23 protein-coding genes and 1 tRNA gene are annotated in these 21744 nt (G+C 64.3%); 14 read left to right on the forward strand and 10 right to left on the reverse strand.

What is annotated here, in order from left to right:
• Nucleotides 1-50 precede the first annotated feature (50 nt).
• The gene (locus GMOLON4_RS13820; RefSeq protein ID WP_026937499.1) at nucleotides 51-1121 is read left to right on the forward strand and encodes an ABC transporter permease; all 1071 of its coding nucleotides are present in this window, start codon (nucleotides 51-53) and stop codon (nucleotides 1119-1121) included.
• The gene (locus GMOLON4_RS13825; RefSeq protein WP_026937500.1) at nucleotides 1118-1810 is read left to right on the forward strand and encodes an ABC transporter ATP-binding protein; all 693 of its coding nucleotides are present in this window, start codon (nucleotides 1118-1120) and stop codon (nucleotides 1808-1810) included. The genes GMOLON4_RS13820 and GMOLON4_RS13825 overlap by 4 nt, the downstream gene beginning before the upstream one ends.
• Before the next feature lie 43 nt (nucleotides 1811-1853).
• On the opposite strand, the gene GMOLON4_RS13830 is transcribed toward GMOLON4_RS13825, so the two are convergent.
• The gene (locus GMOLON4_RS13830; RefSeq protein WP_026937501.1) at nucleotides 1854-2855 is read right to left on the reverse strand and encodes a LacI family DNA-binding transcriptional regulator; all 1002 of its coding nucleotides are present in this window, start codon (nucleotides 2853-2855) and stop codon (nucleotides 1854-1856) included.
• A 310-nt stretch (nucleotides 2856-3165) separates the two neighbouring features.
• Between GMOLON4_RS13830 and GMOLON4_RS13835 the strand changes: the two genes are divergently transcribed.
• On the forward strand, nucleotides 3166-3756 hold the full coding sequence (locus GMOLON4_RS13835; RefSeq protein WP_146137506.1) for an FHA domain-containing protein: 591 nt from the start codon (nucleotides 3166-3168) through the stop codon (nucleotides 3754-3756).
• Between the two features lie 59 nt (nucleotides 3757-3815).
• On the opposite strand, the gene GMOLON4_RS13840 is transcribed toward GMOLON4_RS13835, so the two are convergent.
• The 5 genes from GMOLON4_RS13840 to GMOLON4_RS13860 form a co-directional block, all read right to left on the reverse strand.
• Complete coding sequence (locus GMOLON4_RS13840; RefSeq protein ID WP_035733349.1) at nucleotides 3816-4397, reverse strand: flavin reductase family protein; 582 nt, start codon at nucleotides 4395-4397, stop codon at nucleotides 3816-3818.
• Between the two features lie 263 nt (nucleotides 4398-4660).
• Nucleotides 4661-4864, reverse strand: coding sequence for a cold-shock protein (locus tag GMOLON4_RS13845; RefSeq protein WP_026937503.1), 204 nt, complete (start codon nucleotides 4862-4864; stop codon nucleotides 4661-4663).
• A 346-nt stretch (nucleotides 4865-5210) separates the two neighbouring features.
• A complete protein-coding gene (locus GMOLON4_RS13850; protein ID WP_026937504.1) occupies nucleotides 5211-6071 on the reverse strand; it encodes an aspartate dehydrogenase domain-containing protein in 861 nt (286 codons plus the stop codon).
• Complete coding sequence (locus GMOLON4_RS13855) at nucleotides 6068-6724, reverse strand: HAD-IA family hydrolase (protein ID WP_026937505.1); 657 nt, start codon at nucleotides 6722-6724, stop codon at nucleotides 6068-6070. Before GMOLON4_RS13855 ends, GMOLON4_RS13850 begins: the two co-directional genes overlap by 4 nt.
• A 23-nt stretch (nucleotides 6725-6747) precedes the next feature.
• Entirely contained in the window at nucleotides 6748-6900 is a 153-nt protein-coding gene (locus GMOLON4_RS13860) for a hypothetical protein (RefSeq protein ID WP_156892054.1), read from the reverse strand.
• Between the two features lie 166 nt (nucleotides 6901-7066).
• Here GMOLON4_RS13860 and GMOLON4_RS13865 point away from each other — a divergent pair, with 166 nt between their 5' ends.
• From GMOLON4_RS13865 to GMOLON4_RS13885, 5 genes are all read left to right on the forward strand, one after another.
• The gene (locus GMOLON4_RS13865) at nucleotides 7067-7987 is read left to right on the forward strand and encodes a class II glutamine amidotransferase (protein ID WP_026937506.1); all 921 of its coding nucleotides are present in this window, start codon (nucleotides 7067-7069) and stop codon (nucleotides 7985-7987) included.
• Nucleotides 7988-8101: 114 nt separating this feature from the next.
• Complete coding sequence (locus GMOLON4_RS13870; RefSeq protein WP_407648566.1) at nucleotides 8102-8527, forward strand: FAS1-like dehydratase domain-containing protein; 426 nt, start codon at nucleotides 8102-8104, stop codon at nucleotides 8525-8527.
• A 3-nt stretch (nucleotides 8528-8530) separates the two neighbouring features.
• Nucleotides 8531-8983: a MaoC/PaaZ C-terminal domain-containing protein gene (locus GMOLON4_RS13875; protein WP_051267155.1), complete on the forward strand. Its 453-nt coding sequence runs from the start codon at nucleotides 8531-8533 to the stop codon at nucleotides 8981-8983.
• A complete protein-coding gene (locus tag GMOLON4_RS13880; protein WP_026937509.1) occupies nucleotides 8980-10026 on the forward strand; it encodes a UDP-N-acetylmuramate dehydrogenase in 1047 nt (348 codons plus the stop codon). Before GMOLON4_RS13875 ends, GMOLON4_RS13880 begins: the two co-directional genes overlap by 4 nt.
• A gap of 34 nt (nucleotides 10027-10060) precedes the next feature.
• Complete coding sequence (locus GMOLON4_RS13885) at nucleotides 10061-10840, forward strand: hypothetical protein (RefSeq protein ID WP_026937510.1); 780 nt, start codon at nucleotides 10061-10063, stop codon at nucleotides 10838-10840.
• Nucleotides 10841-11044: 204 nt separating this feature from the next.
• On the opposite strand, the gene GMOLON4_RS13890 is transcribed toward GMOLON4_RS13885, so the two are convergent.
• The gene (locus GMOLON4_RS13890) at nucleotides 11045-12244 is read right to left on the reverse strand and encodes a pyridoxal phosphate-dependent aminotransferase (protein WP_026937511.1); all 1200 of its coding nucleotides are present in this window, start codon (nucleotides 12242-12244) and stop codon (nucleotides 11045-11047) included.
• Between the two features lie 191 nt (nucleotides 12245-12435).
• Nucleotides 12436-12508 (reverse strand) — tRNA-Trp (locus tag GMOLON4_RS13895).
• A 189-nt stretch (nucleotides 12509-12697) separates the two neighbouring features.
• Here GMOLON4_RS13895 and secE point away from each other — a divergent pair.
• The 5 genes from secE (at nucleotide 12698) to GMOLON4_RS13920 (ending at nucleotide 17369) form a co-directional block, all read left to right on the forward strand.
• Entirely contained in the window at nucleotides 12698-13312 is a 615-nt protein-coding gene (gene secE / locus GMOLON4_RS16335) for a preprotein translocase subunit SecE (RefSeq protein ID WP_322745119.1), read from the forward strand.
• A gap of 81 nt (nucleotides 13313-13393) precedes the next feature.
• Nucleotides 13394-14305 carry a transcription termination/antitermination protein NusG gene (nusG, locus tag GMOLON4_RS13905; protein WP_026937512.1) on the forward strand — a complete coding sequence of 304 codons (912 nt, stop codon included), beginning with the start codon at nucleotides 13394-13396 and terminating at the stop codon, nucleotides 14303-14305.
• Between the two features lie 95 nt (nucleotides 14306-14400).
• A complete protein-coding gene (rplK, locus tag GMOLON4_RS13910) occupies nucleotides 14401-14835 on the forward strand; it encodes a 50S ribosomal protein L11 (protein WP_026937513.1) in 435 nt (144 codons plus the stop codon).
• A gap of 115 nt (nucleotides 14836-14950) precedes the next feature.
• Nucleotides 14951-15640, forward strand: a complete 690-nt coding sequence (gene rplA, locus GMOLON4_RS13915) for a 50S ribosomal protein L1 (protein ID WP_026937514.1) — start codon at nucleotides 14951-14953, stop codon at nucleotides 15638-15640.
• 307 nt (nucleotides 15641-15947) lie between these two features.
• On the forward strand, nucleotides 15948-17369 hold the full coding sequence (locus GMOLON4_RS13920; protein ID WP_035733352.1) for an MFS transporter: 1422 nt from the start codon (nucleotides 15948-15950) through the stop codon (nucleotides 17367-17369).
• A gap of 269 nt (nucleotides 17370-17638) precedes the next feature.
• On the opposite strand, the gene GMOLON4_RS13925 is transcribed toward GMOLON4_RS13920, so the two are convergent.
• Nucleotides 17639-18610 carry an NADP-dependent oxidoreductase gene (locus tag GMOLON4_RS13925; protein ID WP_026937515.1) on the reverse strand — a complete coding sequence of 324 codons (972 nt, stop codon included), beginning with the start codon at nucleotides 18608-18610 and terminating at the stop codon, nucleotides 17639-17641.
• Between the two features lie 106 nt (nucleotides 18611-18716).
• Here GMOLON4_RS13925 and GMOLON4_RS13930 point away from each other — a divergent pair, with 106 nt between their 5' ends.
• Entirely contained in the window at nucleotides 18717-19751 is a 1035-nt protein-coding gene (locus GMOLON4_RS13930; RefSeq protein ID WP_026937516.1) for a 1-phosphofructokinase family hexose kinase, read from the forward strand.
• 188 nt (nucleotides 19752-19939) lie between these two features.
• On the opposite strand, the gene GMOLON4_RS13935 is transcribed toward GMOLON4_RS13930, so the two are convergent.
• Nucleotides 19940-21496, reverse strand: a complete 1557-nt coding sequence (locus GMOLON4_RS13935) for an IS1182 family transposase (protein ID WP_106486782.1) — start codon at nucleotides 21494-21496, stop codon at nucleotides 19940-19942.
• Nucleotides 21497-21744: the final 248 nt, after the last annotated feature.

Here is a 21744-nt window from a genome sequence, read left to right on the forward strand (position 1 = left end):
GCAGGAGTCTGGATCCTGTCACCACCGAGGTGACGCGAAAGGACCGCACCATGTTTGTTGCGCTGCGCGACCTGCGCTTCGCCCGGGGCCGATTCATCCTGATCGGCGCCGTCGTCGCGCTCATCACTATCCTCGTGGGCTTCCTCGCGGGGCTCACCGGCGGGCTCGCGAACCAGAACATTTCCGCCGTGCTCGGCATGCCGGGCGATCGCGTCGTATTCGCGCCACCGGCCTCGGCCGACGGTAGCCCGACCTTCGCCGACTCGGATGTCTCCGCGGCGCAGGCCCAGCAGTGGCGGGATGCGCCGGGCGTCACCGAAGTCGAGCCGATCGGCATCAGCCAGACCCGCCTCGAGACGGCGGATGCGCGCACCAGCATTGCGCTGTTCGGCGTCGAACCGACGTATGCCGACACCGCGCCGGTGGACTCGGGCAAGATTACGCTCGCGAAGCCCGCGGCCGATGAGCTTGGGGTCGCGGTCGGCGAAGTTGTCACGGTGGGCGGACACGAGTTCACGGTCGAGGCGATTGGTGGCGACTGGTGGTACAGCCACACCGCGGTCGCCCAAATCACGCTCGAGGACTGGCAGGCGTTCGCATCCGCCACAGGGAGCCCGGACGCCTACGCCACGGTGCTCGCGGTCTCGGGCTCACCCGATTGGGCAACCACGGATGCGGCGGTGGGCACCGTCTCGGAAGGCACGGTCGGCACTCTCATGGCTCTGAGCTCCTTCAAGTCGGAGATTGGTTCGTTGCTGCTGATGGTCGCGATGCTGTTCGGCATCTCGGGGCTCGTGATCGGCGCGTTCTTCACGGTATGGACGATGCAGCGGCGCGGCGACGTCGCCGTGCTCAAAGCACTGGGGGCGAGCACCCGTTCGCTCGTGCGGGATTCGCTCGGCCAGGCGCTCATCGTGCTCATCGTGGGCATCGGCGCAGGCACGCTCATCGTTTTCGGCCTCGGCACTCTGGCTGCCCAGGCACTACCCTTCGTCCTCTCGCCGCTCACGACCCTCCTGCCCGGGCTCATCATGACGACCCTCGGCCTCGGCGGAGCCGCATTCGCGCTCCGCTCTGTCACCACCGCCGACCCACTCACCGCACTTGGGAGCAACCGATGATCAATCTCGACCACATCACCCTGACCTTCCCCGACGGCGACGCCACAGTCGTCGCGGTCGACGACGTCTCGCTCACCGCGCATCCAGGCACGGTCACCGGCATTACCGGGCCGAGCGGGAGCGGTAAGTCGAGCCTCCTCGCCGTCGCCGCGACGCTCATCCGCCCGTCTTCCGGGACGGTGCTGATCGACGGAATCGACGCGACGCACCTCTCGCTCGACGAAGCGACGTCACTGCGCCGGGAACGCATCGGCATCGTGTTCCAGCAGCCGAACCTCATCCCGTCCCTCACCGCGCTCGAGCAGTTGCGTGTGATGAACGAGCTCGGCGCTCACGGAAGCCGTGCCCGCCGCCGCGAGGTCGCCGATCGCGCCACCGAGCTGCTGGCTGCGGTCGGGCTCGGCGGGCACGCCGACAAGCGCCCGCAGCAGCTCTCGGGCGGGCAGCGACAGCGCGTGAACATCGCCCGGGCGCTGATGAACGAGCCGAGCGTGCTGCTCGTCGACGAGCCGACGAGCGCCCTCGATCAGGAACGCGGCGCGCAGATTATCGACCTCATCGTGGGCCTCACGGATCGACTGAACACCGCGACGCTGCTCGTGACCCACGACCTCGTGCATCTCCCGCAACTGCATCGCGTAGTCGAGCTCGTCGACGGCCGCATCCGCACGCCGGTCGCGATCGGATAGCGGAGGCTAGGGTCGCATGGCGGATGCTCTGGTCGCCTCGCGCCTACGCGGTGGCGCGCACGATCAGCTCGACCGGCAAGATCACCGAGGACACCTCTTCCTTGCGGAAAAGGCACTCGAGCATTTGCACGGCCTGGCTGCCGACCTCATGGAGGGGCGTACTCACGGTGGTGAGGCCCAGCGCCCGGGCGAGGGGAGTGTCGTTATACCCCGCCACCGCGAGGTCCTCGGGAACGCGCAGGCCTCGTCCGCGGATTGCGCCGATCGCGCCGATCGCGGACTGGTCGTTCACGGCAAAGACCGCTCGCGGCGCCGGGTCCTTCGCGAGGAGCTCCTGGACGCCGTCCTCGCCGTCCTCGACGGAGAAGCCCTTGTGGACGATCGTGACGGCGGACATATCGAACCCGCCGTCCTGGAGAGCGGCGAGGAACCCGTCCTGGCGATCGAGGCTCGTCGAGATCGACTCACCAGCCGTGATGATGCCGATCGACTCGTAGCCTTGCCGCAAGAAGTGCTCGCCCATCAGGTAGCCGCCGCGGCGGTCATCGGACGCGCAGGACAGCGCCGACCCGGAGCGTCGGTTCACAACGACCAGCGGAAACTCGCGTTCCTGGAGTTCGACGATCACGGGGTCGTCGAGCAACGCGTCGCTGAGCAGGATGCCGTCGACGCGGCGGTCGAGTAGCTGGTGGATGCGCTGGTCACGCAGCTCCGCGTCGTCGTGGCTGGTCGTGACCATCGCGAAGTAGGAGTGCGCCGTGGCGTATTTGTCGACGCCCTCGTACATCGCCGAATACACGTAGTCGTTCAGCCGGGGAAACAGCACGCCGATGAGTCCGGATCGTTTCGTGCGCAGGGAAGCCGCGTGGGGATTCTTCACGTAGCCCGTTTCGCGCGCGAGGTCGATCATCCGCTGCGCGGTCTCCGGGCTCGCCCACTTCGTTTCAGTGCCAGCAGGGTCGTTGAGCACACGGGACACGGTGGACGGCGTCACGCTCGCCATTGTGGCGAGTTCTTTGAGCGTCGTGCGGCCGAGAGGGGACATCGGGAATCTCCATGGGGAAGGTGGAAGTGCTGCAATGTTGCGCAGCCTGCACCGATGTTATCCAGAGTCGTAGAAAATTCGCAGACAGGCGCGGGTTATGGTGCGGTGCTCGTGCATTTCGGTCATTCACGGCAACACTCCCGAGCGCGAGGCGGAATGTTAGTGAACTCGGAGCCAGAATTACGGCTCGCGATCTACCGTGGAAGTAGTTCGAGACCGACTAGAGGTTCTCGGCTCTACTTGGGTCGGCGCGGCATTCGCATGAACGCACGACGTCGTGCCAGGCCCTGGCTAGGAAGAGGTGTCAACGATGACTGATCACGATAGTGGCGTGAATCCCCGCCGTCACCCGGACCTCCCGGAAATTCAGCACATGGAACCGCCCCACTACGGTCGCGGTCCAACGACGCACAGTAAGTATGGTGCGGGTAATCCTCGCCTGGTCATGATCGGCGTGGAAGACGCCGCTGAGCGTACCACCTACCTGCTCGACCGTGAAGAAACGACGATCGGTTCGGGCGCCGACTGCCACATCGTGCTCGACGGCCTGCTTCCGCACCATGCGACGATTACGCACACCGATACGGATGAGTATGTCCTCGACTCGATGGGACAGACCCACACGGAATCGCCCGGCGAGGAGTCGCCTTATGACGACGCACCGAAGGGCTCTCTTCTGCGGCACGGCTCGGGCTTCACAATCGGCGACCACTCATTCGCGTTCCAGCGCAGCGAGTACGCGGACCACGGTCGACCGTTCGGTGGGCGCTCTGGCGGCGAGGGTTCCCGCCAATCGCGGCAGGACCCGCCGCCGGACTACCGCCCCGCACACACCGACGCGATCGATCAGGAGCGGATCGCGAAGGCGATGGCCGAGCGGCAGCGCAAGCACGGCGCCTAGGCGGCTGCGGTGTGCTTAAGCGTCTGCAGGCGCGACGCTAAGACGCGACGCTTCCGGGACTAGTTCTCCGGAAGCGTCGAGCCTGGCGTGAGAGCGTGCCACGTGCGGTTCACGTAGGCGATGGGGTCTGCGGGCTCGTCAACCGGGCCGTTCGGGATGGAGGTGGTCAGGCCGCGCACGACGTGGAGCGTGCCGCCCGCGGTCTCGAGGCGCGAGACGATCTCGCCGCGCACCCAGGTCTTCACGCCGTGGAAGTATGGCTCGCCGGATTCGAGGCGATCCCAGATGCTCGTATCCGCGAAGCGGTCGATACCGCTGGTCGCACCAAGCTTGGCCACGTCGAGGTTCTCTGCCGTGAGGAAGTGGACCACGACGGTCTCCGCGCTCAGCAGCGTGGGCGTGCTCGAGGAGATTGCGGATGCTGAGAAGCCGAGCAGCGGCGGGGCGACTGAGATTGAGAAGACGGAGGTCGCGGTTAGCGCGACTGGCCCGCTGCCGTCGTCGGCAGTGATGAGTGCAACGCCGCCGGGGTGAAGCCGAAAGACGTTCTTGAATTCATCCGCCGATGCTTGCTCCGCGGCGCGGAAGTCTGCCTCCGAGACGCTTCCCTTGAGATAAGACGGTCGAATTGTTTGAGTCATGTGAGTTGCACTATTTCTTCGTAGCGGCCGAAACGCGATAGTTCGGAGTACAACTACTACTCTCGGGCATAGCCTGCACGAGGGGAAGCTGTGTAACGAAGAGTTACACCGCGACCGTCACGAGCGATGCGGGGGAGCCGGTGACTCGCTCGGAAAAGAATCGTGGCGGCCGACTCGAAAGAGTCAGCCGCCACGATCTTTGACGGGTCAGAAACGAAGCGCTACCGCACTATTTGCCGCTGAACGCGCCGGGTTAGTCTCAATTACAGAGCGCGGATGTTCTTGGCCTGAGGGCCCTTCTGACCCTGCTCAGCCTCGAACTCAACCTTCTGGTTTTCCTCGAGATTACGGTGTCCACGACCATCGATCTCGCTGTAGTGAGCGAACAGGTCGGCCGATCCGTCGTCGGGGGCAATGAAGCCAAAGCCCTTGTCCGAGTCGAACCACTTGACGGTGCCAGTAGGCATATATTTTTCCTTCGTTGTGCTGAACCACGTATGCGGTTCTGTTTTCCACGGTGATTTGCCACCGTGAAGTCTATGGGTCACCGGCGCGTCAGCGCGCAGGTGTTGGTGGATACTTGATGTCGCGCAGGAGCTTCTCGTGAAGTCCAGTCGATCGGTCGCGCCGAGGGCGCAGCGAACGACATCGTTTTTTGAGACAGAAATGGACGGGTGATTCAGGAACGATGTGGTCCCCATCCATCGTCAAAACTTTGCGAAGTTAGCCGGATTTTCTTCAAAACCACAACCGGGGAATTTCGCATTCGTCTTCAACCATATACGGGTCGAGGCGAATTTGTCAGGGAAATCTTCATCGAGGTGACGAAAAGTGTCGTCGGACGTCTCGGGCAAGGGACATCGCGGTCACTCCGCTCGTGCGCGGATTCGTGGGTGAGGGCGCGTTCTGGAGGACGAATTCGTAGTCGCCAGAGGCGCCGGTCGCGCGGATGATGTGACGGCTCAGCGTGGCGTCTGGATCGGCCAGGATGCGGACGCGAACGCGGGCCAGTGAGCGGGCGAATGCCACTGAGCGCTCCTTCGGCGTCGCGGTTTGGGGGAGCAGCTCTTGGGTTGCCCAGGCGAGGGCGACCGCGACGTTGATGTTCGCCGGGAACTTGGCGATCGCTAACTTCGGGTCGCCGTCGAAGGCGACGATCGGATCGTCACCGGGCTCGAGCGCGAGGATCCCGGCCCGCTCGGCATCGCTCATCCAGGGGCGCACGAGTGAGGACGCGAGCTTCGAGGTCTGAATCGAGACGGCGTCGAGTCCGTCCGCTTGCGCGGCGGCGGCGAGGATGTCGAGGCCACCAATCGCGCCGTTGGTGACGGTGAGGCTGCCCGGGCCCGAAAGCATCCCGAGCCGCGCATCCTCGTCGACGAGTGCACCGACGCTCGTGAGGAGGAGATCGCGACCAGCACGCACGACCGCGGGGCCATGCTCGATCGCGGCCCCCACGCCGGCACACTCGACGATCAGGTCGGCGTCGGCGTACGCGTCGCGTGCCTCGGTGACGGGGATGAGCGGGAAGGATGCTGGGGCTTCTCGCCTTGCGCCCGGGTCGCGGACCGCTGCGCCGAGGATGTGGAGCTCCCTGCGATCGAGTTCGGGCCCGAGGAGCGCGACGAGGTCTTGCCCGATCGCGCCGAACCCGAGGAGGAACAGGCTGCTCATGCCGACTCGTAGAGCCGGAAGGCGCCGTTGACAGGCTCGATCTCGACGTTGTGCCAGTGGCGGATGCGCTCGAGCCCGGCGGCCTCCGGGCCCGCGTACCCGCCGACGACGACCGTCACGGCGCCGGCGCCGCGAGCCGAGGCGAGGCCCGCCCCGGAATCCTCGAACGCGGCACACACCGCCGCGGGGAGGCGGAGCAGCTGGGCACCGAGTGCGAAGGGCTGCGGGTCGGGCTTGCCGACGGTGATGTCATCGGCGGTGACGGCGAGCTCAGGAAACGGCACTCCGGCCGCGCCGAATCGCTTGACGGCGAGATCACGGGGAGCGGAGGTCACGACGGCGAACGGAATCTCGCTTGCGGTCGCCCGGCGGATGAACTCGGCCGCGCCGGGGACCTCGACGATGCCGTCGATGCGTGCCATGCCCTGCGCCTCGACCTCGTCGCGCCAGCGCCACTGTTCCGCCTCGTCGTCGGGAAGGAAACGACGGACGGTATCGATCGATGGGCGGCCGTGCGAATAGTCGAGGATTGCGGTGAGATCGAGTCCGTGGACATCGGCGAACTCACGCCAAATCTGTTCGACGAGCGCGTTCGAGTCGACGAGGGTGCCGTCCATATCGAGCAGCAGTCCGGAGACGGTGTGGTTGAGCATGACTGCCTCCTGAATCGGTGCGGCTACTTCTTTAATCGGTTGCGGCGCAGGATGCGAATCACGAGACCGAGGAAAAACACCACAACGACGGCACCGACGATGACGAACGCGACCGGGTCGGCCGAGTAGGTGGATGCGGGAGTGGTGGACGAGGCCTGGGAGAGATTCGAAAACATAGCGAGTCCATTGTCCCATCAGCCGACGAAAAGGGTGCGTTGGAATATGACGACATTGGTCGCCCACCCTCGCGCAAACTCCGGCCCGGTGGAAGGATGGACAGAATCCGAACTTCGGCCCGGGAACCGGGTTGAAGCAGCCACATCGCAGCGAAAGGGAGAAGTCATGTGTCGACTACTCGCCTACGCCGCACCCCGTGAGACGACCGTCTCGGAGGTGATCGGCGCAGAAAACGCCGGAGCCTTCCAGCGAATGACGACCGTCCACAACGATGGCTGGGGCACTGCGTGGCTCGCAGCAGGCCCGGGCGAGCCAGAGCCCGAAGTTGAGTCGCTCCGCGTGTCGACTCCGGGGCAGCACGACCCGCTACTTGAATCGGCGCTCACTGAGGATGCATCTACTTCGCGCCTCGTGCACCTTCGCCTCGCGACGGACACGCACAAGCGCACGAAGGTCAACACGCATCCGTTCCTCAAAGAGGAATTCGCGTTCGCGCACAACGGCTCGATCATCCCGGTCGAAATTTTCGAGGAGCTGCTCCGCCCCGAGTCCTACGGCGACGTCGAGGGCACGACTGACTCCGAGCTGTACTTCGCGTTCATCCGCCAGGAGATCCGCGATCTCGGCGGCACGGTCGCCGACGGTGTCGTGAGCGCGGTGCAGAAGCTGCGCGCAGCCTTCCCGGTCGCGAGCCTCAACGCCGTCGTGCTGACGAATGAGGAGCTCATCGTCGTACACGCGAACTCGACGGCCTACGTGAACGACGCCACGTTCCGTAGCTACGGGGTGGACCCGGAGGCGCTGCCGATCGATCACCGCGAGTACTACTACAAGCTCGCGATGTATCAGGCGGCGGACGGGACCACGGTGTTCTCGTCGACGGGGATCGACCTCGCTGGTTGGAGCCGCGTGCCGGACGACACGATCACGCGCGTCGACCTCGACACGCTCGAGCTCTCGCAGCGCAAGATCTTCGATAGCACGCAGACGGCGACGCGCCTCGAGCCCACCGCGCTCAACGACGCGACCATCCTGGAACTCGCGCCACGCCGCGAGCGGCGAAACCCGTACAACTGGGCCATCTAGCCCCGCTCGGTGCGTAGCCGCGCCCCGGCGTATCGAACCGTGCTCGCCGGGGAGCCTGGGCCGTGGTCAGGCGCGGCCCCATAGACTGAGCGGGTGACTGTGAACCCTGAACTTATGGGCCGTCGGTTCGAGCTTTCGGAGCCGTACCAGGTCGGCCGCGAGCACGTGCGGGAGTTTGCCCGCGCCGTGTTCGCCACCAACCCCATCCACACCGACCTCGAGGCCGCGCGTAACGCGGGCTACGCCGACCTCGTCGCGCCGCCGACGTTCACCGCTGTGCTGCAGGATCGCGGGCTGCAACTCCTGCTCGCCGATCCGATGGTGACCTTCGAACTGAAGAACATCGTCCACGGCGACCAGAAGTACGAGTTCATGCGCCCGGTCGTCGCCGGCGACCTGCTCACCACCGAGCTCGAGGTCACCAAGGTCATCGCGCGCGGACGCGTCAACATGATTCAGGCGACGACGGTGATTCGCGACATTAATGGCGAGATCGTCGTGACCTCGCTCGCAACGCTCGTTATCGGTGGGGAGGAATAAGCCATGACCGAAGCCAAATTCTCGGCGGCTGCGGGGACCGACCTCAGCCAGCACGCGGTCGGTGACGTGATCACCGAACAGAACCTGCACCTCACCCGCGACGCGCTGGTGCGGTACGCCGGCGCATCCGGGGACTTCAACCCGATTCACTACCGCGATGACATCGCCGCTGAGGTGGGCCTCCCGGGCGTACTCGCGCACGGGATGCTCACGATGGGCGCTGCGATTGCGCCGCTCGTCGAGCTGCTTGGTGACCCGGGCCGCGTTGTCGAATACCAGGTCAAGTTCACCCGCCCCGTCGTGGTCGACCCAGTCGAGGGTGCCGACGTGAGCGTCGTCGCGAAGATTGGTGAGGCCGCCGACGAGCTTGGCGTCGGGCGCGTCGACCTCGACGTCATCTACGACGGCAAGGCAGTGCTCGGCAAGGCACAGGTTCGCGCGCGGTTTACCGTATGACGACGTTCGCGCAGCTCACGACGACCGCGGTCTCGGATGCCGAGGCCGACCTCGTCGTCCCGGAAAGCCGTGAGGCACTAATCGACGCCTACCTCGAGCTCGTTGACGAGCGCGAGCCGTTCCTCATTATTGGTGGCGGCTCGAACACGATCGTGAGCGATGACGGCTTCCCCGGGCGCGTGCTCAAGATTGAGACGCGGGGGCTCGAGTTCGAGGATGCGGACGGTCACGTTCTCGTGCGCGCCGAGGCGGGGGAGTCATGGCCGGGGCTGGTCGACCGGGCCGTGTTCGAGGGGCTCAGCGGTATCGAGGCCCTCGCCGGAATTCCGGGCTCGGTGGGCGCCACGCCCGTCCAGAACATCGGTGCGTACGGCCAGGAGCTTTCGGATGTGCTGACTCGCGTCGAGCTCCTCGACGCCGACACTGGCGCGGTCGAGTGGGTGGATGCAGCCGATCTCGGCCTGGGCTACCGCACGTCCGTGCTCAAGCGCCGCGAGCGTGTTGGCCTCGTGTTGCGCGTCGAGCTTCGCCTCACTCGTGTGGGTGACGGCGCGGGCGCACCCGTGCAGTATGCGCAGCTCGCGAAGGCGTTGGGCGTCGAGATCGGTGACCGCGTCGATGTCGCGGCCCAACGCGACGCCGTGTTGCGCCTGCGCGCGACGAAGGGAATGGTGCTCGACGCATCCGACCCCGACACTCGCTCGAGCGGGTCGTTCTTCGTCAACCCGATCGTGCGGCACGATTTCGCACGCGAGCTGCCGAGCGAGGCCCCACGCTTCCCCGCGGGCGAGGGCGAGGACGGCGAGCCGCTATCGAAGCTCTCCGCCGCGTGGCTAATTGATCACGCGGGAGTGAAGCGCGGTTTCGCGCTGCCGGGGTCCGGCGCTGCAATTTCCTCCAAGCACACGCTCGCGATCACGAATCACGACGGTGCGACGGCACAGGACATCGTTGAACTGGCGCGCTTCGTGCGCGCGCGAGTGCAGCAGGAATTCGGCGTGGTGCTCATCCCCGAGCCGAACCTGATCGGCCTCGAGATCTAGTGATGGCGCACGTGCAAATCGGGCGGGCGGCGGGATGAGTCCGCGCGAGTTCCGTCCGCCCGAGCCGGTTTATAAGCAGCAGGATGCGGCCGAGCCGGAACCCTCGGGACCTGCGCGTCGCCCGCGCGGCCTGCTGCTCGCAGCCATCATCGCCGGTGTCGTGGTGATCGCGCTCGGCATCACCCTCGGGACACTCTGGGGCAAGACGACGGAGCCGGTCGCGCTGGATGCGGGTACGGCGCCTGGCGCGACCGAAACTCCAGCCGAGAGCGGGCCGACAGACACCGACCTGATCGGTCCGGACGCCACGAACCCGCCGCACACTGTCGCGCGGGGCGATACGGTGCCGATCAACGTCGACGCACAGTTCCCAAACGGCGTGAAGCTCGTGCCACCCGCGCTCGGTGACTGGAGCGAGCAGGACATCATCAACCGGCCGGATCAGTTCACGGCGGTCAGCCCGGGGTACGGCGCGTCAATCGAGGTTTGGCAGACGAGCGTCTTCGGTACGCCGCAGTCGGACGAGGCGCTCACCATCGCGCAACTCAACCGCATTAGTGATGAGTGCAGCCCTGGCGGTGACACAACGCCACAGGGCGAGCCGGTTGTCGACACGTTCACTGGGACGGACGACACGAAGCTCGAAGTGCTCATCGCGAAGGTCACGGGCTGCGACGGCGGCGAGCTGTGGCTTATCGAGCGGGTCATGCCACTTTCGGGCACCCGATTCCACGTGGTGCTTTGGGACGCCTACTCGGTCGAAGACAACGAGGAACTCATGGCGATGTACGACGCGATCCGCTTCGAGTTCTAGCCGACCGCTCGGTGGGTAGTGGCCCAGCGGCGTATCGAAGCGCCCCCTCGAGACGGCGCTTCGCGCCTACTCGGGGATCGGCGTCGATGGTTGAGTATTGGGCGTAGCCCCCGTATCGAAATCAGCGCCGCGGTTCGCCCCGGAAAAGAGTCGAGCGCAGCGGGCTTTCGATGCCTCGCTGCGCTCGTACTCAAGCGCCGACGGCTACTTGTTGAACAGCTTCTGCAGGCGCTGGATGCCTTCCACGAGTGCCTCGTCGTTCAGCGCGTAGCTGAAGCGGAGGTAACCCGACGGGCCGAAGGCCTCACCGGGAACGGCCGCAACCTCGGCCTTCTCGAGGATGTAGTCGGCGAGGTCGAGCGACGAGTCGATGACCTTCCCGTCGTACTCCTTCCCGAGGAGTGCCGAGACATCGGCATACACGTAGAACGCGCCTTCGGGAACGGGAACAGTGACGCCCTCAACCTTCGAGAGCTCCTCGACGATGAGCTTGCGACGGCGGTCGAACGCGACGCGGAACTCCTCGATCGGCTCGGAAGGGCCGGTGAGGGCGGCGAGCGCGGCGCGCTGCGCAATGTTGTTCACGTTGCTCGTGAGGTGCGACTGGAGGTTGGCGGCACCCTTGATGACGTCTTCCGGCGCGACCATCCAACCGACGCGCCAGCCCGTCATCGCGAAGGACTTGGCGACACCGTTCAAGAGGATCGTGCGGTTGTCGAGCGTCGGTACGGCCTCGACGATCGAGATCGCGCGCACGCCGTCGTAGGTGAGGTTCTGGTAGATCTCGTCCGCGATGACCCAGATGTCCTTGGAGAGGGCCCACTCGCCGATGGCGCGGGTTTCTTCCTCCGAGTACACGGCACCGGTCGGGTTGGATGGCGAGACGAAAATGAGTGCGCGAGTGTTCGAGGTGAACGCCGCCTCGAGCTGCTCGGGGGTTACCTTGTAGCCCTGGTCGGCGCCGGCGAAGACTTCAACGGTCTTGCCGCCCGCGACCTTGATGATCTCGGGGTAGCTCGTCCAGGCCGGAGTTGGCATGAGTACTTCGTCGCCGTCGCCGATGACGGCATTGATGGCTTCGAAGACTGCTTGCTTGCCGCCATTGGTCACGAGCACGCGGCTGGCAGGAACATCCAGGCCCGAGTCGCGGCGCGTCTTAGCTGCGATGGCGTCGCGCAGCTCCAGCAGGCCAACGTTCGGCGTGTACTTGTGGTTCTTCGGGTCCTTGGCCGCCTCGACCGCTGCTGTTACGACGTGTTCGGGCGTGGCGAAGTCGGGCTCGCCAGCCGCGTACGAAATGACGGGGCGGCCCTGAGCCTTCAGTGCCTTGGCCTTGGTATCAACTTTGATCGTGGCAGAAGGAGCAATGGATGCGATGCGGGGCGCGAGACGCGATTCAGTCATGACCTCTAGCCTAGCCACGCACACCGAATAGCAGCTACGCGCGTGCACAGGGTTCAGGCTCCGGGTTTGTGAACTTGCCCAGCCATCGCGATCCGAAGGTTTCCCTGCGGCCCGTATCGCATGAGTTCTGCCTGAGTTGGGGCCGGGAAAGCAAAAACCGGCCGATCCCTTGTGGGGATCTGACCGGTCAGCAGGGCGGACAGGAATCGAACCTGCAACCTGCGGTTTTGGAGACCGCTGCTCTGCCAATTGAGCTACCGCCCTAAGGTTGTCACGAATGACAACTAGACAAGGGTACGCCATCAGTGGGGTTGATTGCCAGTCGGCTGACTCGACAGTGTTTGGCAACGTGAAGTAACCTGGTGAGGTTGCCAAACGGCATCATGTGGCGTGCCTGGAAACTTTATTCTCGGGACTCGGTGCGCCAGACAACATACTTCGAAGGGAATCCGCGTGGCGACTGGTACGTCTGGCGACGAGCGTGACGACGAACTCACCAATGCAACGAGTGAGGCCGTTGGCGCTGAACCGACTGACGAGACCGATGCGGAAGAGGTCGACGCAGCGTTGTCGGACGATGACTCGACGGAGGCTGCCGACGACGCCGATGGCGAAGCGGGCGCTGCCGACAACGAGGATGCGGCTGATGAGGAAGACTCTGACGAGAAAGACTCAGAGGCAGACTCCAAGGGCGCAGGCGCCAAGGACTCGGCCGTAGCTGCCGCCGCGGGCTCGAAGACTGCGGTGAAAGACAAGCGTCAGAAGCAGGGCAAGACCGCGAAGCGCTCCGAGGCGGAACTTGCCGCGAAGAAGGAACGCAAGCAGAACCCGATCGCGCGATTCTTCGGCGAGGTGATTGCCGAACTCAAGAAGGTAGTCACCCCGACTCGACAGGAGCTGTGGCGTTACGTCGCCGTCGTGATCGGCTTCCTCATCATTGTGATGGCACTCGTCGCACTCTTCGACTTCGTCGCGAACTACCTCGCATCCTGGGCATTCGGCGAAGGCACTCAGCTCTTCCAGCAGCAGCCTGCCGAAGTCCCGGTAGAGACCGTGCCCGCCGGCTAGGCGCCCATCCAGCATTCATTTCGGGCAATTTCCCGAAACCCAGACCCAAGCATCCACTGAAGAAAAGCGAGCGAACCAACAATGGCTGAAGACCGCAACCTCAACGACCCGAACGGCTTGTTCGAGCCGGCCGCGGAGCAAAACTCCGAGGTCGCCGAAGCGCAGGAGGGTGCCTTCTTCGTCGAGGATGTGGACGCCGACTCGGTAATCGAGCAGGCGGACGCTGAATACGACGACACCAGCGACGAAGCGGACATCACGAGCGAGATCTCGGACCCCGAAGTTGACGAGTTTGTCAACGACGTGCTGGACGTAGACACGTCCGAGGAAGCTGCCGCGCAGGAAGCGGCCACCGAGGATGAGCGTGAGGTTGACGAAGTTGACCCGTACGCCGAGTTCAAGATGGAACTGCGCCTCAAGCCGGGCAAGTGGTACGTCATCCACACCTACGCCGGCTTTGAGCGCAAGGTTCGCGACAACCTGAACCAGCGCGCGCAGACGATGGACGTCGAGGATTACATCTACGAGGTACAGGTCCCGATGGAAGACGTCGTTGAGATCAAGAACGGCCAGCGCAAGATGGTGACGCGCGTGCGCATCCCCGGCTACGTGCTTGTGCGCATGGAGCTCAACGAGGATACCTGGTCGGTCGTGCGCCACACGCCGGGTGTCACGGGGTTCGTGGGGAACGCCCACAACCCGACCCCATTGCGTTTCAAGGAAGCATTTGACATGCTTAAGAGTCTTGTCGACGTGCCCGATGCCTCAGCGGCGGAGAGTAAGAAGGCGGAAGGCGGTGCCGGTAAGGCACCCGTCGCCGAAGTCGACTACGAGATCGGTGAGACGATCACGATCAAGGAAGGCTCCTTCGAGGGCCTTACTGGTTCGATCAGCGAGATCAACCCCGTCAGCGGCAAGCTCACGGCACTGGTATCGCTCTTCGGTCGTGAGACGCCGGTTGAACTCGCGTTCGACCAGGTTTCGAAGCTCTAGCCGACACCCATAATCCACCGGAACCCGGAACGGCCGGGCTCCCGGGAGAGCAACTGGGCCGCAACCCAGTAGCTCGCACGAAAGAAGGAAAACACATGGCACCGAAGAAGAAGGTCACGGGTCTGATCAAGCTGCAGATCCAGGCTGGCGCCGCGAACCCCGCACCCCCGGTTGGTCCGGCGCTGGGTCAGCACGGCGTGAACATCATGGAGTTCTGCAAGGCCTACAACGCGGCAACTGAGTCGCAGCGTGGCAACGTGGTTCCGGTTGAGATCACCGTGTACGAGGACCGCTCGTTCACGTTCGTCCTCAAGACCCCTCCTGCCGCAGAACTCATCAAGAAGGCTGCTGGCGTCAAGAAGGGCTCCGGTGTGCCCCACACCAACAAGGTCGGCAAGATGACCATGGACCAGGCTCGCGAGATCGCCGAGACGAAGAAGGCTGACCTCAACGCGAACGACATCGAGGCTGGCGCGAAGATCATCGCCGGTACCGCTCGTTCGATGGGCATCGAGGTCACGGGCTCCTAAGTCCGGACCGTTTCGTCGAACCCTCGAGGCATGCGGCCTCGAGATCGGCGACTGAATTATTCCGCGGGAGAGCTGGCCAAGCTCGTCAACCGCACACTCTCGTAAGGAGCACAACATGGCACAGAAGTCCAAGGCGTACCGCGCCGCGGCAGAGAAGATCGACGCGGACAAGGTTTACACCGTCGAAGAGGCAGCAGCCCTCGCGAAGGAGACCGCGTCGCAGAAGTTCGACAGCACCGTTGAGGTCGCAATGCGCCTCGCTGTCGACCCCCGCAAGGCAGACCAGATGGTTCGCGGTACCGTGAGCCTCCCCAACGGCACCGGTAAGACCGCTCGCGTCATCGTGTTCGCCCAGGGTCCCGCGGCTGAGGCAGCTCTCGAAGCTGGCGCAGACGAGGTTGGCTCGGACGAGCTCATCGCGAAGGTCGCTGACGGCTGGACCGACTTCGACTCGGCCGTTGCCACCCCCGACATGATGGGCAAGGTCGGTCGCCTCGGTAAGGTACTTGGTCCCCGTGGCCTCATGCCGAACCCGAAGACCGGCACCGTGACCCCGGATGCAGCCAAGGCTGTTACCGAGATCAAGGGCGGAAAGATCGAGTTCCGCGTGGACAAGCACGCCAACCTGCACTTCATCGCGGGTAAGGCTTCGTTCACCGAGGACCAGCTCGTCGAGAACCTCAAGGCCGCGATCGACGAGGTCATCCGCCTCCGCCCGTCGTCGGCCAAGGGCCGCTACGTGCAGAAGGCTTCGGTTTCGACCACCTTCGGTCCGTCGATTCCGCTCGACGTTTCGGCCTTCTAAGGAACGGTTTCTTAGGAAGCCGCGTTCCGGCTAAACCCGAACGTGATTTGCCGCGCGACGCGGCGAAACTGCGAAACGAGGTCCTGCATCCACCTGGATGCGGGACCTCGTTTCGTTTCCGCCTCAACTAATAATCTTGGAACGAGTGCACGCGTCATGCAAGAGGTCGTAACAAATGGACAATTTGGCAGAGATTACTGACCGACCGGTCTCTCAGTAGGTACATTCATAGAGCGGACAACAACGTCCTTCCGGAGAGCGGCCCCCGCGCCCGGAACCATCATTTCTTTGACGACGGAGTCTTTGAATGACGCAAGTAAGCACATCCCCACAACCCACGACCTCGAATCGCGAGCGCAGGAAAGTCCTCGCCGCGACGATCGTCGGTACCACCGTCGAGTGGTACGACTTCTTCATCTACGCCTTCGCGGCCGCGCTCATCTTCGGCCCGCAGTTCTTCGGCCCGATGGGTGAGGCGTTCGGCGACGCAGGCCCGACCCTGATCTCGTTTGCCTCGATCGGTCTGTCCTTCCTGTTCCGCCCGCTCGGCGCATTCCTTGCCGGCCACTTCGGCGACAAGTACGGGCGCAAGCCAGTCCTCGTGGCGACGCTCCTGCTCATGGGTATCGCGACTTCGCTGATCGGTGTCCTCCCGACCGGCAGCATGGCCGCGACCAGCGCCGTGGTCCTGCTGCTGCTGCGCATCCTGCAGGGTATTTCTGCCGGTGGCGAGTGGGGCGGTGCCGCGCTCATGGCGGTTGAGACCGCGCCGGTCGGCAAGCGAAACCGCGCCGGTGCGTGGCCGCAGCTGGGTGTGCCGTTCGGCATGCTCCTCGCGACCGGCATGCTCACCATCCTGCAGCTATCGCTCGGCCAGGAAGCCTTCACCGCGTGGGGCTGGCGTATCGCGTTCCTCTTCTCGCTCGTGCTCATCCTGATTGGATACATCGTGCGCCGCACGATCGAAGAGTCGCCGGTGTTTAAGCAGATCCTCGACACCGCTAAGAAGGAATCCGCGCCGATCGCGGTGCTGTTCCGCCGCTTCCCGCTCATCGTGCTGCTCGCAGCCCTCGTCTTTGCCGGCGACAACGCCGTTGGCTACATGCTCGTGGGCGGTGTCGTGCAGCGCTACGCGACGACCCCGACCGCGGACGGCGGGCTCGTCGGCATGGATGGCGGTCAGGTGAGCCTCCTGCTCAACATCGCTGCCATCTCGTGGGCGATCTTCACCTATCTCGGGGCCTACATTGCCGACAAGATAGGTGCAAAGCCGGTGTTCATCATCGGCTACATCCTGATGATTTTCGCGGCCGGTGCCCTGTTCCCGCTCGTGATTATGGGTGGCGACAACCCGATCTATTTCGTCCTCGGCACCTCCCTACTCGGCATCCCGCTCGGCTTCTGCTACGGACCGCTCTCGAACTGGTACGCCGAGGTGTTCCCCGCATCGGTGCGCTTCTCGGGCGTCTCGATTACCTACGCGATCGGCGCCATCATCGGTGGCGCGTTCGCCCCGCTCATCGTCCAGGCGATCTTCGAGGCGAACACCAACGCATGGCAGGGTGCCGCGCTCTACCTCATGATCATGTCCGGCGTCGGCCTGATCGGCTCGCTGCTGTTGCGCAACCGCAACGGCATCCCGCTGGGCGCGGATATGGAGGCCTCTGGTAAGTGGCACGAGTGGAAACCAGGCGACCCGATTCCGGAGGGCGTCAAGATTAATCACTGAGTCCCACAATTCTCAGAATTCTGTAATCAACCGTCGATAGTCTGCACCTCGTGGACTTGAGAGATCCGGTCCATCGCGAACGCGAGTGAATACGACCAAGGCGGTCAGATTCATCAGACTTGAAGGAGCAACGCAGCTACAGAGAGTTTCGCAAACCGCACCAGTCCCTGGCCGAGCCTTAGGAGTACCTGAGCAGGCGCCGGAAGAGACAAGCGACCAAATCGCCCCCACCCCGAACCAGGGGAGGGGGCGATTACCATTTCCGGTCGTTAGGCGACTTCGATGGCGATCTTGCCCCGGACGTGGCCGTCGGCGACGAGGTCGTGAGCCTCGGCAATTTGCTGGAGCGGGAACGTCGCATCCAAGTGCGTGCGCAGGTCACCCTGGTCGGCGAGCTGGGCGATGGTCGTGAGGATGCGGCCCTCGGGAGAGAGCTTCAGCGTGGATGCGCGGATCGACGGGTTGGTCGCAGCCACCTCCTCCTGCATCTCCGGCCACGAACCGGTCGGCACGTTGATGATGAGACCGCCGTCGCGCAGCACCTTGAGCGAACGTGAGCCGGTGTTGTCCGCGACATTGCCGATCAAATCGAGCACTACATCCACCGGTTCCGTGATGACGTCCTCGAACCGCTGATTGCGGTAATCGATGACCTCATCCGCCCCGAGCTCGCGCAGGAAATCGAGGTTACTCTCGGATGCGGTGGCGATGACGTGCGCGCCATAAAAGTGGGCGAGCTGCACCGCGAAGTGGCCGACGCCGCCAGCACCCGCGTGGACGAGCATCCGCTGGCCGGTGTGGACTCGGGCGGCGTCGACGACCCCGGCCCATGCAGTTAGGGATGCGAGGGGCGTGGCCCCAGCCTCGGCCCAGGACATCGACTTGGGCTTTTTCGCGAGCGACATGAACGGCACCGAAACGAACTCGGCGCACGAGCCCTGATAGTGCGGGGTAAGGAGCATCCCGAAGACCTCGTCGCCAGGTTGGAACGGCGCGAGCTCGTACGGTGCCTCCTCAACGACGCCCGCAAACTCGTTGCCCGGAATCCACGGGAAGCGATCGATGAAGCGGGAGACGCCCTTGCCCGAGCGGGTCTTCACGTCGATCGGGTTCACACCGGTCGCCTTGACCCGCACGAGGGTGTCGCTGTTCGCGATATACGGGCGCGGAACCTCATCGAACTGCAGCACCTCCGATCCGCCGAATTCAGAAACTACACATGCTCGCATCAAGTCAGTCATGCAAAAAGCATGCCACGTGCCCTTGCGACGACTTGGGATGCGCGCGATACGGAATCGTTCACGCGCCCGCGGTAGCGTTGCTCTGACCCCTCGGAAGGAGCTCCTCATGCCCGCAGTTGTTTCGCTTACTCCCGCACCGGTCATTGACCGGACATATCTCGTCGACAGCTTTGACGCCGGCAAGGTGAATCGCGCGACGGAAATTCAGGAGTTCCTTTCGGGTAAGGGGATCAACGTCTCGCGCACGCTTCGGGTCGCGAACGTACCGACGTCGGCAGTGCTGCCGATCGGGCGAGAAGACGAGCACCTGCTTTTCCGCACCCCGTACCCGCAGGTGCTGCGCATCCTGCCGATCCCGGGGCGGATGCGCGTCAACACAGCGATCCTCGAAAAGAGCGGTCGCACGACGAACGTGAACCAGAAGGCCGTGCCGATTCCGCAGCGTGAGTGGGAAGCCGTGGTGGACATGACGATCACCGAGATCGAGGCGCTGCACGCTGATTGGCTCGTCGTGTCGGGCTCGGTGCCGCGTCACCCCGAGAACGGCGAGAAAGTGGACTTCACTCGCCTGTTCACCGAGGCCCGGCGCCTCGGTACGCGCGTCGCGTTTGACTCGTCCGGCACCTCGCTCGAGAAGTGGGCGCGCTCGGGGCTCGTGAACCTCATCAAGCCGAACACTGACGAGATTGCGACCCTCGTGAACCGCGAGCTGCACACTGTTGGTGAGGTGCTCGAAGCCGGCCGCGACGTGATTGAGGAATGCGGACTCGAAGTCGCGTTCGTCTCAATGGGTGGCGACGGCGCGCTTGCGATCTCGAAGGACGAGGCGATCTGGGGCTTGGCGAAGGTGGATGAAGTCGTCAACACGACCGGGGCGGGGGATGCATCCCTCGCCGGCTTCGTCGGTCATTCGATCGTCGGGCCAGGACAGCTCGGCGGCCGCGCAGACCACGGGACGTTGCCGGACCTCTCGCTGCGCGCTGGGCTCGCGAAGGGCGTCGTGTACGGCGCGGTCGCGGTGACCGTCCCGACGACGATCATCGAGTCGCTCGACAACGCGCCGACCCCGGTGCTGACCGAGCCGCCCGTCGAGAAGCCGCTTTCGGAGCCGACCAAGATCTTCGAGACGCCTTCGGCCTAGGACGCTGCTGATTATTGGGGGTTCAGGAGTCCCCGCGAGTCGCTGAGGGCGATTTTTTGCTCTGCGACGGGGCGTCTTGTCGACTGCTGAACTGCCGGAATCGGATCTCGGTTCCGGCCCGATGGTCCGCCCAGGCCACCCGTGCCCGGCCGTGGCCGGTGGGAGGCAGCAGCCCTCCCTTCGCGGTGTTATCCAAGAACCCAGACCCCGTTCTGACTACTCAAGCCGAGAGTGAGGAGCCGTTTGAGGTTGATACCAGCCGCCCGGTTCAGCCACCAGGCGTTGTTCTTCACAACACCCCGGTAAGGAACCCGGCGGGCCCCGCGTGTCATCCACGCGATCGAGCGTTCAACCATGGGCCTGTGTTGTCGATAGACGGATTGAAAGTCAGGATGCAGGGCGCGCGCCCGGTGTTCACGTTGAATTTCTTGCTGTGGATGCAACACCATTTTGCGGCCGCGGGCGGCGGTCGTGCACTGGGCTCTCAGCGGGCAACCCGCGCAAGCCGCCCCGAAAGTGACCGTGCGTTTTGAGGTGATCGATCGAGTGATTCCCGCCGGGCAAATGACGGCGCGGTTGGCCTCGTCGATGGTGAAGTCATCAATGGTGAACCCGCCCGGGACGGCTCTGCTCAACGGCATCGGCTTGATGATCGGAACATGCCCAGCAGCGGTGACCTGCGCGAGGAGGTCACCACTGCCATAAGCAGAATCGCCGAGGACCTCCACCATGTCAGATCCAATGCTGGTGTCCGCGGCCACGAGCTCGACGCCGCGGACCGCGTCACTGTTCTGCGCCCCCGATGCTTTCGTCAACGCGGCCGCGGTCACCAGGCCGGTGTCGGGCTCGATCGCAATGTGGGCTTTGAAGCCGTCTTGTTTCTTCTCCCGGCTCTTGTGTGCGTGGCGAGTGTCGGGGTCAACGGTCGAGATCACCCTGTCGGGTGCGACCTTCCGGGCGATCCGCCAGCGCCCGTCCGTGCCGTCCGATCCCTCGGCCGGTTCAACGTCTTGACCTGCGACGAGAGCGAGGAGCGCGACCGTCTCCTGCTGCGGCTCCGTCAGCATGGTCGTGTCGATCGCCGCGAGCAATGCCAGCGCGTCGGTTACGAGTCGGGAGACAAGGTCGTCCCTGGCCGCTTTGTCATCCCAAGCGATGTCGGGTTTCCCCGGCTGGGCATAGTCATGGCCAGGCAGACCGGCCACGATCGTATCGGCTCCCGGGATCTCCCGACCGACCCGCCGGATCTGCGCAACCAACTGCGTCACCGTGTCCTGGCGGGCAACGGCATCATCCAGAATCGTCGAGTCCAACGCCCGACGCTTACGACCAGAGAGCGCCCCAGACCGCGCAATGACCTCAGCCACCGCCTCGAAAATACGGTGCGGGCGTGTGCTCGCGGCCAGGCGGCGGCGCCAATAGGTCAACACCGTCGGATGGAACGACGTTTCCGTCAATCCGAAACCACACGCCGCTTTCCAACGCAAATCAAACGTCACTGCTTCCGCTGTCTCCCGGTCCGACAACGAGTGCAACGTCTGCAACACCATCACCGAAGCGATCACGTCCGCCGGCGTCGACGGGCGTCCACGGCCCGAGGGAAACAAGTCCGCGAACGCGTCATCGGGGAACAACTCGTGCCGGTGCTCGGCCAGGAACGCGAACACCGACCCAACCGGCAACATGTGACCGGCGAACGCACCGACATCCAACAACTGACGCTGACCATCATCACGACCCTGCATAAATCCAGTCTTAAACACCGGCGCCAGGAACGACAGAGGCGCGCCTTAAACCGCCAAGATAAATCAGCAGTCTCCTAGGTCGCGGCGCGCGCCCGCGTGGCGGTTGGCGGTGCTGGTGCGGGTTGGCTGCGCTGGTTGCTGGTTGCCGGTTGCCCCTGCCGTTAGCGCTTTGCCTTGCCGGTGCACGGGCAAGGGTGCGCGTTAGCTGCAATGCCTGCATTAGCGATGGTCGTTCGCATTGGGTTCCC

This window comes from Gulosibacter molinativorax, assembly GCF_003010915.2.
Taxonomy (GTDB): Bacteria; Actinomycetota; Actinomycetes; order Actinomycetales; family Microbacteriaceae; genus Gulosibacter; species Gulosibacter molinativorax.

Coding starts and splice junctions, on each gene's coding strand:
- GMOLON4_RS13820 (WP_026937499.1), top strand. CDS start 51: ATGTTTGTTGCGCTGCGCGACCTGCGCTTCGCCCGGGGCCGATTCATC.
- GMOLON4_RS13825 (WP_026937500.1), top strand. CDS start 1,118: ATGATCAATCTCGACCACATCACCCTGACCTTCCCCGACGGCGACGCC.
- GMOLON4_RS13830 (WP_026937501.1), bottom strand. CDS start 2,855: ATGTCCCCTCTCGGCCGCACGACGCTCAAAGAACTCGCCACAATGGCG.
- GMOLON4_RS13835 (WP_146137506.1), top strand. CDS start 3,166: ATGACTGATCACGATAGTGGCGTGAATCCCCGCCGTCACCCGGACCTC.
- GMOLON4_RS13840 (WP_035733349.1), bottom strand. CDS start 4,397: ATGACTCAAACAATTCGACCGTCTTATCTCAAGGGAAGCGTCTCGGAG.
- GMOLON4_RS13845 (WP_026937503.1), bottom strand. CDS start 4,864: ATGCCTACTGGCACCGTCAAGTGGTTCGACTCGGACAAGGGCTTTGGC.
- GMOLON4_RS13850 (WP_026937504.1), bottom strand. CDS start 6,071: ATGAGCAGCCTGTTCCTCCTCGGGTTCGGCGCGATCGGGCAAGACCTC.
- GMOLON4_RS13855 (WP_026937505.1), bottom strand. CDS start 6,724: ATGCTCAACCACACCGTCTCCGGACTGCTGCTCGATATGGACGGCACC.
- GMOLON4_RS13860 (WP_156892054.1), bottom strand. CDS start 6,900: ATGTTTTCGAATCTCTCCCAGGCCTCGTCCACCACTCCCGCATCCACC.
- GMOLON4_RS13865 (WP_026937506.1), top strand. CDS start 7,067: ATGTGTCGACTACTCGCCTACGCCGCACCCCGTGAGACGACCGTCTCG.
- GMOLON4_RS13870 (WP_407648566.1), top strand. CDS start 8,102: ATGGGCCGTCGGTTCGAGCTTTCGGAGCCGTACCAGGTCGGCCGCGAG.
- GMOLON4_RS13875 (WP_051267155.1), top strand. CDS start 8,531: ATGACCGAAGCCAAATTCTCGGCGGCTGCGGGGACCGACCTCAGCCAG.
- GMOLON4_RS13880 (WP_026937509.1), top strand. CDS start 8,980: ATGACGACGTTCGCGCAGCTCACGACGACCGCGGTCTCGGATGCCGAG.
- GMOLON4_RS13885 (WP_026937510.1), top strand. CDS start 10,061: ATGAGTCCGCGCGAGTTCCGTCCGCCCGAGCCGGTTTATAAGCAGCAG.
- GMOLON4_RS13890 (WP_026937511.1), bottom strand. CDS start 12,244: ATGACTGAATCGCGTCTCGCGCCCCGCATCGCATCCATTGCTCCTTCT.
- nusG (WP_026937512.1), top strand. CDS start 13,394: ATGGCTGAAGACCGCAACCTCAACGACCCGAACGGCTTGTTCGAGCCG.
- rplK (WP_026937513.1), top strand. CDS start 14,401: ATGGCACCGAAGAAGAAGGTCACGGGTCTGATCAAGCTGCAGATCCAG.
- rplA (WP_026937514.1), top strand. CDS start 14,951: ATGGCACAGAAGTCCAAGGCGTACCGCGCCGCGGCAGAGAAGATCGAC.
- GMOLON4_RS13920 (WP_035733352.1), top strand. CDS start 15,948: ATGACGCAAGTAAGCACATCCCCACAACCCACGACCTCGAATCGCGAG.
- GMOLON4_RS13925 (WP_026937515.1), bottom strand. CDS start 18,610: ATGACTGACTTGATGCGAGCATGTGTAGTTTCTGAATTCGGCGGATCG.
- GMOLON4_RS13930 (WP_026937516.1), top strand. CDS start 18,717: ATGCCCGCAGTTGTTTCGCTTACTCCCGCACCGGTCATTGACCGGACA.
- GMOLON4_RS13935 (WP_106486782.1), bottom strand. CDS start 21,496: ATGCAGGGTCGTGATGATGGTCAGCGTCAGTTGTTGGATGTCGGTGCG.